Below are 12,898 nucleotides of genomic sequence, written 5' to 3'. Positions count from 1 at the left end.
TGCCATCTCAAGGTTCCCGTTAAGAATATCACACAACAACCAGAATGTAATATCATGGAATTTTCTGAGATCATAGGGTCCGAAGACACAAATAATGTCGATGACCGTTCAAAAGAAAGACACATCCCAACAATCGAAGTTCTCAGAAACTACGAAGGTACAGGGAAGGAATATATCCGCGTTGTTGTGGGAGAAAAAGCGATACATCCGAACACCCCTGAGCATCATATCGAATATATTGAGCTCTATGGCCGCACCAAGATGATGGACACGGTCACCATCGGCAGGGCAACCTTCGGTCCGGGAGTAAAACCGGATGCTGTTTTCGGGTTGGTATATTTTGGCAAGTACCGGGAATTTTGTGCAATTGCATATTGCAATGTCCATGGTCCATGGGAGAACTGTATAGAGATACGAGAGGAACTAAGGCTGACAGCCGGTTGCAGGAGGGAAAAGTGCCTGCAGGAAGGGTTCGGGGTTTAATATTAAAAATAAAAGTTTGAGGTTTTAAATTTTAATTTGAAGTTTTAAATTTCGATCTCAACCTCATAGACCTCTTCCACATTCTCCTTGTGCACTTTCCAGAACGGCTCCTCACCGTACTCTTCCACAAGCTTCAATGTCCTTCTGGGAATGGTCTTTGGTCCCAGTACGGCCCCCGGCCTATCAGGATCATCAATATAATCGGTTTCCATCATGAACCGTGTTCCTTCTTCAAGGGCCTGCTCGATGGCACCTTTGCCAGCCAGCACTCCTGGGAATATCCCAAGCTTCTCACAAACATTCACAAGAGGGGGGGCGTAATGCTTGACCACCTTATTCAGTCGGATGCCTGTTCTTTTTGCTCTTTCAGTTATATCGATAAGTTCCGGCTCCTCAACGCTCTCGGTATGCAGCTGGATCGCACAGTCATGATCCTTTGCGAGCATGAATCCATGTTCCATGATTTCATTGGAAGCATCCCATATCTCTTCTGAGACCGGGTAGTGTGGGCGTCCGCTCTTGAGTCCTACGGCAACTCCTTCATCGACGTACGTTGCAGCGATCTCAAGGCCGCTCTTCATAAGTTCAACAGCCCTGTCAAGTTCCATGCGTTCGGTGAGTTTGGTGATCTCGGCCGGGTGGACACCGAGCACCGGGAAAGCTTTGACACCGGTCTCGTTGATCTGTCTGGCAAGGTCTACGGTCTCATCGAAGACGATCCTGTAGTCCTCCGGTTTTGTGACCTCCACTCCGATGGTCCAGGTGGGTTTGGTAACAAGGATTATGTGAGTTCCTCCTACATTCTGGAACTCTTTGACAGCTTTCAGTCCCTTTGCACGGGGATCTATGTGCATATGCTCATCGGTGATGGGGATCTTTGGTGATGTGTTCATGAATTAATAGATGTGGTGAAGGCAGATAATGTTACTTGTTACTGTCTTTTCTTGCTGCATCATTTTAGAATTAGGCTGATGGTGAGGTAGGCTTGTACCAGTGATACTATCAGCGTTGAGATCAGAATGAATAGTGAGATAGTTGTCTTGAACTCATCTCTGCCTTTCCTTATGAAATACATGTGGGCTGTAAATGCAAAGATGCCGCTAAGGCTCAGGATCAATGAAAATATCAGGCCGGTGAAAGACTGCTGGAAGACCAGGACCAGTCCGTATAGTACAAAAAATAGTACCGGAATGTGTATTAGAAGGAATCCTGTTATTCCACCTGGCAGCCTGAAGAGATCCCATTCTTTCCAGTAAGCAGAATCGATCTCATGGTTTATCAGCAGGACTGCATTTACCAGGTATACCCAGAAGAGGATGTCTGACATGATCTTTACACCATTTTCTAAAATCACTTATACTTTTTCTTTTTCTATGTGGTGATATATTAAATTTAGTTTCTAACTGGATAAATAAAACAAATGATCCTGGATTCAGTATATGTTAGACATTTATACTTTTGTAATAAATCCTAAAATTTGAATCTCATTCCTATATGATTATATCAATCAACTAATATTCTATTATAGATATACTTCAAATTTTATATATTATAATTTACTATTTCACAATAGGTGGATTTTTGGAAAAACGTGGTAATAATTTGTCGATGTCAGATTTCCTTTCTGACAATTAGAAAAGCGATCTAAGCTTTTCAGGCATTTTCGATCTGTGGGAAGACAACATTGCAATAGTGTCTTCTGAGGGTATTATTATTTATACAAACCAGAGCTGGAAACAGTTTGCTGGGGATAGTGGATCTTATCCTGCAAAATTCAGCGAAGGAACAAATTACTTGAATATTTGTAATGAATCAACAGGTGAAAACTCAATTGAAGCTTCATGTATAGCAAAAGGGATAATTGATGTCATAAATGGAAATAAAGGCCTATTAAAAATAGAGTACCCCTGTCACAGTCCTGATGAAAAGCGCTGGTTTTTGCTGAAGGTGACACCACTTTCAAAAACTTATCCTACAAATGTCCTTTTACAGCACATTGATATCACTGATCGCAAACTTGCAGAAGAACAAATACGTGATAGGGGAAATCGTCTTGATAGCATATTCAGGGCTGTACCTGCTGGAATAGGTGTTGTTCAGGAGCGAATCCTAAGAGAAGTTAATGACCGTATTTGTAAAATGACAGGATACTCAAGAGATGAACTGCTTGGTCAGAGTGCAAGGATACTTTATCCTACAAATGATGAATTTGAGTATGTTGGAAGGGAAAAATATTCCCTGATCCAAAAAAAGGGCACCGGAGTTGTAGAAACTCAATGGAAGAGAAAAGATGGCAACATCATTGACATAATTCTTAGTTCATCACCTATAGATCCCGATGATCAATTGAAAGGAGTTACTTTCAGTGCACTTGACATAACTGAACGCAAGAAAGCTGAGAATACCTTAATAGAAAGTGAGGAAAACTATCGTCTTCTTGCACATAACAGTCTTGATGCTATATGGGTCATGAATAAAGATCTGGAGTTTACTTATGTAAGTCCATCTTGTTATATTATTTCAGGATATACTCCCGATGAGTTCATCGGGACTAAAGTTTATGATCACTGCGATGATCTGAATTACCAGACGATCTTGAATTTCATTCAGGAAGGTATTGACAGGCTGCCGGATGCTTCAGGAGTGAAATTTGAGGCTGTACTTCGTAGAAAGGATGGTACAGAGTTTCCCGTTGAGATTGTTGGGAAGGTACTTTGTGATGAAGATGGCTCTCCAATAGGATTCCAGGGAACAACAAGGGACATAACTGATCGCAAAAAGGCAAAGCAATCATTGATAGAAAGTGAAGCTAAGTTCAGAAATTACATAGATAATGCACCTGATGCTGTATTTGTATCCGATCTGGATGGAAACTATATTGAGGTCAATAAGTCTGCATGTAGAATAACAGGCTACTCTGAAGATGAATTGGTCGGAATGAACTTCCTGGATATAACTCCTGTAGAACATCATGAATTTTTGCTGAAAAAATTCAATGAATTGAAGAAGAATGGTATTATTGATCTTGATGTTCAGTTCTTGACAAAGAATGGATGTAAAAGATGGTGGAATGTGAGTTCTTCGGTACTTTCTGATGAGCGTATAATTACTTTTAAGAAAGATATTACAAAAAACAAAAGCGCTGAATTTGAGCTTATAGAAACACTGAAATATTCTACCCAGAAAGAAAATGAGATAACAGAACTTCTGAATTCAGCCCATTCAATTTTGAAGAACAAGGATTTTGAAGCAGTAGCAAGGATTGTCTTTGATGCCTGTGCAAGGACCATTGGTGCAAAAGCCGGATATGTTGCATTGCTATCGGAAACAGGGGATGAGAATAAGGTCCTTTTCCTGGAAGATGGTGGTATGTCGTGCTTCGTTGATCCTGAGTTGCCAATGCCCGTAAGGGGATTACGGGATGAAGTATACAAGAAGGGGAATGTTGTCTATCACAATGATTTCATGAACAGTGAATGGACAAAGTATATGCCCGAAGGTCATATGGACCTTCCGAATGTGCTGTTCACTCCTTTGCGTATAGAAGGCAAAACTCTGGGTTTAATGGGTTTTTCCTACAAAGATGGTGATTTCAATGAAAATGATGCACTCCTTGCCAAGACATTCGGTGATTATCTTGCAATATCGCTGAACAACAAAATAAATTTAGATCTAATTAATAAGAGTGAAGAACTTTATCGCTCAATATTCGAATCTGCAGCCAATCTTATCACATCAGTTGATGAAAATGGTATCATTGTAGATTGCAACAGTCGGATCAAAAATGTCCTGGGTTATGATAAAAAAGAGATCGTTGGGAATCCAATGTCAAAGATCATCCATCCGGATTATATGGATAAAGCTTTAGAATCCCTTCAGGAAATACTTGAAACCGGAGTTTCCTATAATGAAGAGTACAAGGTGGTAAAGAAAGATGGAACTCTCATTGATGTGGTCATCAATTCGTCCGGTATCAACAAGTCCAATGGTAAATATGAGAGGACAATATGTCTAATCAATGATATCACTGAACACAAAAAAGCCGAGCTCAAGCTATATGAAAGTGAGAAAAAGTATTCAACGATCGTTGAAAATGGTAACGATGGTATAATTATCCTTCAGGGTGATTCTATCAAATTTGCCAACAGAACGATGCAGGAAATGGCCGGCTATTCGTATGAACAAATCGTTGAAAGGTCCTTTATTGAATTTGTTTCTCCGAAGCATGTTGATACTATAAAGGAAAAGTACAGGAGGAGACTGAACGGGGAAAAAGTCTCTAACCATTATGAGATAGAGATCATCTCTAAGTCTGGAGCCCTGCTTCCTGTGAATGTAAGTGCATCTGTAGTCCAATATAAGGGTCATCCGGCGACCATGGCAATTCTCAGGGATATAAGCAGCTGGAAGCAAGCCAGACAGGCCTTGATAGCTTCCAAACTTGCAGCCGAAGAGGCAAACAGGACTAAATCCGAATTCCTTGCAAATGTAAGTCATGAGCTCAGGACTCCGCTCAACCCTATCATTGGCTTTTCAGACATACTGGCCAATGAGATGGCTGGTGAACTTAATGAGAAACAGAAGAAATATGCTTTTACAATTAAAAATCATGGGGAAGAACTGCTGAATCTTATTAATCACATACTTGATATAAGCAATATCCATGCTGGAAATACTGATCTGGAATGTGATCTGTTCAACCTGCAAAAAAGCATTGTTGAGGTAAAGGAATCACGCATTGTAATTGCATCAAAAAAGAACGTTCTGTTAGAATCACATGTTGATCCACAATTGGCAGAGATCTTTGCTGATCCTGTGAAGATCAAAGACATTCTTCATGGTCTTGTAGATAATGCGATCAAATTCACTCCTGAAGGAGGAGTTGTAGAGATCTATGCTACCAGGGAGGACGACCATGCCCGTATATCAGTTGTTGATACGGGAATTGGTATTTCGAAGGAAGATCGTGTCAGGATATTCAATCCGTTCATGCAGGTGGATGGCTCAACTACCCGTAAATATGGTGGCATCGGTCTGGGGCTCATGCTTGCAAAGGAATATGTGAATCTTCATAGTGGTAAGATCTGGGTTGAAAGCGAATTGGGTGTTGGTAGTAAGTTTACATTTACGATTCCGATTGTATCGGAAAAAGCCAATCTGCTCAATACCAACGATGATCCCTTCAGTTGTGGGGATTCCATACTGAACGTTTCACTTAATAATAGATGTTCTTAGTCTGATTGATTAATATTTATCTGCATTTAAAATTTGCAGGTTTGATTTTTGAACTTTTATTTGAGATTAAGAAAAGACATATATTTAGTAGCCAATTCTTTGGGAAATTGAATTTATTCTTTTTTATTATAGTAGTAAGTGGATATACTATTTGTAGAAAGTTCGCCACGCCACGAATGTTTCTTCACAATCGTTAAGATAATATACGATATAAACTCACAATTTAAGGCCTATATATCCTCAACAAAAAAGGAAATGATTCTTGGATGATCAGCAGTGAAGACATTGAAATAATAATAAACAGTAGTCAGGCAGTAATTTTCCTTTGGGATACCGATGAGGACTGGAATGTTGATTTTGTATCAGAGAATATACTCCAGTTTGGTTATGATCCGGAAGAGTTCATAGATGGAAAGTTAACGTATGCAGATATAGTGCATCCTGATGACATTGATCATTTAAAAGAGGACTTTTTAGATTATTCTAAAAAGGACAAACTTGTTGGTTTCACACGGCAGTACCGGATTATTACCAAATTTGGGGAGATTCGCTGGGTCGATGAAAGATCACTTATGAAACGAAATGATCGCGGGGATATTGAAAGCATCCAGGGAATTATTTTTGATATCACAGAGAACAAAAAAGTCGAAGAAGCCCTTCAGATCAATGAAGCACGACTGGAAACGCTTCTCAGGCTCAATCAGATGAGTTCCCATTCGGTCAAAGAGATCATTGAATTCATACTTGAAGAAGGTATCAAACTGATGGGAAGCGAAGCTGGTTACTTTGCCCTGGTGAACCAGTCTGAAGATACCATCACTGTTCATTCGTAGTCTGAAACAGCAGGAACGACCTGCAATGTAAAAACAAAGAAACAACTCTATTCCGTTGAAGAGAGTTGTTCGTTCCTGGAAGCTATCAGGCAGCGCCAACCTGTGATCTTCAATAACCATCTTTCAGGTTCGGTAAAAAACGGATATCCTGAAGGGCATATGGAGATCGTCCGCCACATGAGCGTTCCAATATATGATGGGCAGAAGATCGTGGCACTCGTCGGCGTGGCCAACAAAAAGACCGATTATACTGATTTTGATGTTAAGCAGTTAAAGCTTCTTTTCGAAGATATGTGGAAGGTAATTTTCCGTAAAGAGGTGGAGGATGCCTTGAAGGTGTTCTCTGAGGACTTTGAAAAGGCAAACAATGACCTGAAGTCTGTGAACAGCATAAAAAGAGAGTTTGTACACAGCAAGGAAGACCTGCCGACCATGATCTGTGAAGGCAGCTTTATCGAGAAGGAAACTCTCCGTTCCCTGAACAGACAACAGAACAAAGCTGTGGAGACTGTAATAAGAAGTTCTGAAAAACTAAAGAGCATTGTTGATTCATTGTTATACATTGACATGGAAGAGTTCGAGAAGAAGAACTATAATCCATCTTTGGTGAATGTACGTTCGATCATTGATAATGTTACCCTGAATGTGATATTGAGGATCGATGAGAAGAACATATCTTTTACCAAGAAAATACCGGACGAGATAACCACAATAAATGTTGACAAGGATAAGATCTCAGATGTACTTACAAGGGTGATTGAAAGCCTTATACAGTTCATACCTGAGAACGGAAACATTGATGTTGAAGTCTCTGAAGAAGATAATATTGTCTATTTTGAACTGAAGGATAACGGCCTTGGAATACCGGAATCACTTGTAACGAACCTGTTCGTTAGGTTCTATCAGGTTCAGGATGAGGATACTTCTGTTTTGAGCAAGGATTATGAAGAGCTGAAGTCAACGTTCTATCTTTGCAAGAACATAATCGATACTCATGGTGGGGATATACGTGTCGATAGTGAGGAAGGGAAGGGAACGACAGTTATCATAAGTCTGCCAAAGAACAAAACTATATAATCCAGCAATCTTATCTATAAAAAAGTGAGGGAGTTTGTATGACATCTGAATTAGTAAGTACAGTTTTTTTATCCGAAAAAAGAAAAAAGATCGTCCTTATGTTAATGGATGGTCCGACCACAATAGACCGGATAAAAGAATCACTTGAAGGCAGTACCAGTGCAATAATGGCTCAGGTAAAGATCCTTCTCGAACAGGGGCTTATCGAACAGAAAGGGGATGATTACGAGTTAACCTACATCGGACAGATCGTCCTTAAAAAAATAGCTCCTTTAATAAAAACGCTCGATGTACTGGAAAGTAACAAAGAATATTGGCAAAGTAGGGATCTAAGTGGCCTTCCTGAGTCAGCTCTTGATAATATCGGAGATCTTGGAGAAGTGATAATTCATGAACCAGATCTTAGTCATTTGTTCGAACCACCAAAACAGTTGCTTCAGAGTCTTAAGAATGCAGAGAACGTTTCAACGTTCTATTCATATTTCTGTCCTTCATGTCCCTACAACTATGCGGAACTGGGTAGAAAAGAGACGAACTTTACACTCATCCTGACAAGATCTGTATACACAAGACTTGTAGAAGAGTATGAGGACCAGTACAATGAAATGATAGCATCAAAGAACTCAAGCTTGTATGTTGTTGAGGATGATGCAGCAAAACTGGGTGCACTTTCGATAACAGATAACCTTTTATTGATCGCATTTTTCAACAGTGAAGGTGTATTTGACCATAAGAAGTTGCTTAGTTTCGAAGAAAGTGCGCTTTCATGGGGTAAAGAACTTTTTGAGTATTACAAGGGAATCGCAGAAGAAGTCAAAAAATCAGACTGATGACAACCAGCATTTCATTTTAGTATTTGTTATTACATTCTTATAAAAGCATATAAAAAGGCATGGCTGACCTCATTTCAGCAAACTCCCATTATTTTCAGCCGTGCTAAAAACAATGGTTTTGATATTATCAATGCCATTATTTTTTTACCCTGCCTTTTTTTCGGACATGGTTTTGTTCCTGAACAAGGACTCTTTCAGAACTACGACCCAACTGGGAAATATGCCTTCGATATTACTTCTGATAGCGATTTTTTGTATGAAATCGTTATAAGTATCTTAACTCGGATACTGATTATTAGTCAATAACGGATCTCCAATGATCAGTTCATTGATACTATGGATCCTGGTGGTCATGGATGTTATTTATGGACATACACACCACTCACTGGCCACCAGAACGAAGGAGGCATACTATGGAACAAAATGATGTAATCAGTAATCTTACAGAAGCAGTTGTAACCGGTAACAAGGATGATGCTACCGCTTATGCAGAAAAGGCACTCGAACTTGGCATCGACCCATACGTTGCAGTCATTGACGGACTGGCAAAGGGTATGGAGATCATGGGTGTGAAATACGACAACAAAGAAGCATACATGCCACAGCTCATGATGGCTTCAAACGCAATGTATGGTGGGATGAACATCCTTACACCACATCTCAAGAAGGAAGATGGAGAAAAATCCGCAGTAGCTATTATCGGATCAGTAGAAGGAGACGTCCACGACATCGGGAAGAACCTTGTAAAGACCATGCTTACTGCAAACGGATTTGAGGCTATCGACCTTGGAAAGGATGTAGAGATCAACGATTTTGCAGATGCAGCTGTCGAGCACCAGGCAGATATCATCTCTTTGAGCACACTGATGACCTCAACAATGGACAACATGGAAGCAACTATCAAACACATCCATGACCAGGGTATCAGGGACAAAGTGAAGATCTTGATCGGTGGTGCACCAGTAACCAAGGCCTTTGCAGATGAGGTCGGAGCAGACGGAACTGCAACTGATGCCATGGAAGCTGCAAGGTTAGCAAAAGAATTGCTCGTTGACCTTTCAGACAACAGATGGAATTAAGGTCTTTTGTCAAAAAGTAACACCTGAAGAGGGACCATCAGGCAGTCTTATGCCACTGCCTGACAACTCCTCCCTTCCCCCTTTAAGGTCACAGCACGATTTAAAAACCTAAAAGATGGTCTTTTTGAAGTTCTCACAGTTTTGGAACTAAAAACGAAATAAAAATCATCGGTGTAAAACCAAGGAGTTCTGTTTATGAGCGGATTGATCCCCTTAAAAGATATTGAGAACAAAAGCAGAATACTTGTCAACACTCCATTGTACTTTTGTCTGTTCATGCTCTTTACAATATTTGGAGTTCTTACATATTACATACAGACAAAAGATGAGATTGCTCCTGCGATCATACTATCTGCATTATGGATCCTTTTCTGGAAGAACAGCCAGACGGAAGGGAAAATATTCCTGATTATTGCTTCCGTTTTTGGTTATATCCATGAGCTTCTGGGTGTTCAATACGGATATTTCACATACCTGGGAGGTGCAATTGGAAATGTCCCGATCTGGATATTGCCCGGATATGGAACAATATTCTGGTCAGCCCACAATTTATGGAAGATATTCGAAGATCACTATTCAAAAGCAGGCTGGTTCCATTATGTAAACCACTTTGTCATTCTGAGCTTTGTTTTGCTCATACTGGCAGACTACAGGTACTTTGACCTGGCAAAAGAACCCCTGATCACAGCGGTCAAATTCGGAATCGTGTTCATGCTATTCAGGAACTTCAACCTGTTAAGGCTTGCATACTTTACAGGATTCTTTACGGTTCTTACAGAAACTGCAGGAGAAACACTTGGAACATGGTCACACCCGACCTTTTCATTGCTTTCCCTTATGGCAGGCTATGTATTCCTTCTCTGGATATGCCTGTCACTTGCCGAGATTAGAGAAGCAAGGAAAGGGCTCCATAATGGAAGTGAACGCTTGATAGGTTGTATATCTGCACTAAAAGGATTTGTCAACGGACAGAAAGAGTGGACAAAAAGAGAGGCTACTGCCGCATTTTTGCTGACATCTTTCTATACTCTATCTTTGCTTGGGCTCAGTGCAGTCTGAGCACTTTATTTTCCTTATGTGAGGAATGAATATGTGTTTGGAGATCCAGCAGGTCTTTGAGATCCAGAAGAAGAATGTGCCTAATCTTGCACAGGCAAATGCAGAGGAACGACTGGAACGTATCAGGCGCATTGAGAGCTATCTTCAGGATGAGGAGCGCCTGAACGATCTTTATGAAGCAATGTACCATGATCTTCGCAAACCTGAGGCCGAGGTCATAGCTACAGAGGTAGGCATAGTACAGGCACATATCAATCATGTAAAACGAAACCTTCACAAATGGATGAAGGACAGGAAAGTACCAACACCACTTCCACTTATGGGAACAAGATCTCACATTAGGTATGAACCAAAAGGCGTTGTCCTTATCATAGCACCCTGGAACTTCCCGTTCAACCTGACTCTTGTTCCTCTTGTCTATGCCATTGCAGCCGGGAATGCAGTTATACTGAAGCCCAGCGAAATGGCTGCTAAGACTTCAGCTTACATCTCGTTGATGGTGTATGAACTGTTTGACGAGAGCTAGGTTGCAGTTTTCGAAGGGGATGAATCAGTCGCAAAAAAACTGCTTGACTTTCCTTTCAATCATATATTCTTTACAGGCAGTCCACGTGTCGGAAAAGAGATAATGTCAAGGGCTGCTCAACATTTATCCAGTGTTACTCTGGAATTGGGTGGCAAATCACCTGCAATCATAGATGAAACAGCAAATGTAAGGAAAATAGCAAAAAATCTTGCATGGGCAAAGTTCATCAACAACGGCCAGGCGTGCATTGCACCTGATTATCTCATTGTACATGAGTCTTCAAGGAATTGTTTTGTAACTGAGTTTGGAAAAGCAATGGAGCAGCTTTATGATCCGTCGGGAGAAGGCATACGGAATTCCCCGGATTACTGTCGCATCATCAACGATCATCACTACAACAGGCTTCTGAATCTCTATAATGATGCATGTGAAAAGGATGCTCGGGTGTTGTATGGTGGCGATTTCGATGATTCCGATCTTTACATAGCTCCTACCTTGCTGGAAAACGTTTCCGCTGATATGAAGATAATGCAGGAGGAGATATTTGGTCCCCTGCTTCCAATGATCACATACAGGAACAGGGAAGATGTTATCCCTGTCATCGAGCAGAACCCATCACCACTGATCCTGTACATTGCCAGTGAGAATCAGGGCAATATCGATTATTTCATTGACAGCATTCCCTCAGGAAGCACTCTTACCAATGATTATATGCTCAGTTATAGCAACCCTCACTTACCTTTTGGAGGTATAAACAGCAGTGGTATCGGAAAGTCACTGGGCTTCCACGGGTTTGTGGGTTTTTCCAATGAGCGGGCTGTGATGCAACGTACGTGGGGTTCAATGGGTATGTTGTATCCGCCTTATACGGAAAACATCCGGAAGATTTTCAGAATGATCTACAGGTGGATGTGATCAACATGGAAAGCCTGTACAATGACAACAATGAACTGGAAGCTGATCACCATGAAAGAACGGCTCTCATAACAGGCGGATCAAGTGGCATAGGTTTCGAGCTGGCAAAATTGTTCGCAGAAAATGGTTATCAGTTGCTCCTTGTAGCTAAACCGGAAGATGAACTGCTCAATGCCCGTAAGCTTCTGCAGGAGATTTATCCTGGAACGCGAATTATGGTGAGATCCGTTGACCTTTCCAGGTCAGGATGTGCGCGGGAGGTATATTCATTTTCAAAGGAGCATTGCTCCCATGTCGATGTACTGGTTAACTGTGCCGGATTTGGAACCTACGGATTCATAAACGATATAGACAGCCAGCATGAACACGACATGCTTCATCTTCATGTACTTACGCTCTATGACCTCACGCGTCTTTACCTTAAGGACATGCTGGAGCGTGATGAGGGCCAGATCATAAATATGGCTTCGATCTCAGCCTTCCAGCCCAATCCTTATTTTACTACATATGGGGCCAGCAAGAGTTTCATTCTTCAATTCAGCAGGAGCCTGAACTACGAACTTCGGGAGCTGGGTTCCAATGTACATGTAATGGCAGTCTGTCCTACTGCGGTCAAAGGCACCGGATTCCAGAAAGCTGCCCGGATGGAGAATACGAACACATTCAGTTCGTGGATGGCCACAACACCTGAAAAGGTCGCACTTGAGACCTATCGTGCGATGCAGAAAAAGAAGGATATGGTCATTCCTGGTCGTGTTCTTGATCTGACGCATAAGCTCGTAAAGAGACTGCCTACGAAATGGCTGGTAATATTTTCACGTTCTCAACTAAGAGAAAAAAATTCGCAAATTTAAGAAA

Annotated in this window: 10 protein-coding genes and 2 pseudogenes; 10 read left to right on the top strand and 2 right to left on the bottom strand. The window is 41.1% G+C overall.

What is annotated here, in order from left to right:
• Positions 1 to 54 precede the first annotated feature (54 nt).
• Positions 55 to 483 carry a desulfoferrodoxin family protein gene (locus tag WOA13_RS06245; protein ID WP_342127088.1) on the top strand — a complete coding sequence of 143 codons (429 nt, stop codon included), beginning with the start codon at positions 55 to 57 and terminating at the stop codon, positions 481 to 483.
• Positions 484 to 527: 44 nt separating this feature from the next.
• Here the strand turns inward: WOA13_RS06245 and WOA13_RS06240 are convergent, their stop codons facing one another.
• A complete protein-coding gene (locus tag WOA13_RS06240) occupies positions 528 to 1,376 on the bottom strand; it encodes a TatD family hydrolase (RefSeq protein ID WP_342127087.1) in 849 nt (282 codons plus the stop codon).
• Between the two features lie 59 nt (positions 1,377 to 1,435).
• Positions 1,436 to 1,810, bottom strand: a complete 375-nt coding sequence (locus WOA13_RS06235; RefSeq protein ID WP_342127086.1) for a DUF6713 family protein — start codon at positions 1,808 to 1,810, stop codon at positions 1,436 to 1,438.
• Between the two features lie 467 nt (positions 1,811 to 2,277).
• Here WOA13_RS06235 and WOA13_RS06230 point away from each other — a divergent pair, with 467 nt between their 5' ends.
• From WOA13_RS06230 to WOA13_RS06190, 9 genes and pseudogenes are all read left to right on the top strand, one after another.
• The gene (locus WOA13_RS06230; RefSeq protein ID WP_342127085.1) at positions 2,278 to 5,718 is read left to right on the top strand and encodes a PAS domain S-box protein; all 3,441 of its coding nucleotides are present in this window, start codon (positions 2,278 to 2,280) and stop codon (positions 5,716 to 5,718) included.
• Between the two features lie 266 nt (positions 5,719 to 5,984).
• Positions 5,985 to 6,551, top strand: a complete 567-nt coding sequence (locus tag WOA13_RS06225) for a PAS domain-containing protein (RefSeq protein WP_342127084.1) — start codon at positions 5,985 to 5,987, stop codon at positions 6,549 to 6,551.
• 63 nt (positions 6,552 to 6,614) lie between these two features.
• Positions 6,615 to 6,845: pseudogene (locus tag WOA13_RS06220) on the top strand (GAF domain-containing protein); the annotation flags it as partial.
• On the top strand, positions 6,843 to 7,628 hold the full coding sequence (locus WOA13_RS06215) for a sensor histidine kinase (protein ID WP_342127176.1): 786 nt from the start codon (positions 6,843 to 6,845) through the stop codon (positions 7,626 to 7,628). The pseudogene WOA13_RS06220 and the gene WOA13_RS06215, both read left to right, overlap by 3 nt.
• Positions 7,629 to 7,666: 38 nt before the next feature.
• Entirely contained in the window at positions 7,667 to 8,458 is a 792-nt protein-coding gene (locus WOA13_RS06210; protein ID WP_342127083.1) for a helix-turn-helix transcriptional regulator, read from the top strand.
• 416 nt (positions 8,459 to 8,874) lie between these two features.
• The gene (locus tag WOA13_RS06205; protein WP_342127082.1) at positions 8,875 to 9,540 is read left to right on the top strand and encodes a corrinoid protein; all 666 of its coding nucleotides are present in this window, start codon (positions 8,875 to 8,877) and stop codon (positions 9,538 to 9,540) included.
• Between the two features lie 195 nt (positions 9,541 to 9,735).
• The gene (locus tag WOA13_RS06200) at positions 9,736 to 10,599 is read left to right on the top strand and encodes a hypothetical protein (RefSeq protein WP_342127081.1); all 864 of its coding nucleotides are present in this window, start codon (positions 9,736 to 9,738) and stop codon (positions 10,597 to 10,599) included.
• A gap of 25 nt (positions 10,600 to 10,624) precedes the next feature.
• Positions 10,625 to 12,040 (top strand): annotated as a pseudogene (locus WOA13_RS06195) (aldehyde dehydrogenase family protein).
• A 5-nt stretch (positions 12,041 to 12,045) separates the two neighbouring features.
• A complete protein-coding gene (locus tag WOA13_RS06190; protein WP_342127080.1) occupies positions 12,046 to 12,894 on the top strand; it encodes an SDR family NAD(P)-dependent oxidoreductase in 849 nt (282 codons plus the stop codon).
• Positions 12,895 to 12,898 lie beyond the last annotated feature (4 nt).

Source organism: Methanococcoides sp. LMO-2 (genome assembly GCF_038432375.1).
GTDB lineage: Archaea > Halobacteriota > Methanosarcinia > Methanosarcinales > Methanosarcinaceae > Methanococcoides > Methanococcoides cohabitans.
The sequence above is the reverse complement of the archived record's forward strand: the minus strand, read 5'-3'. Positions and strand labels throughout refer to the sequence as shown.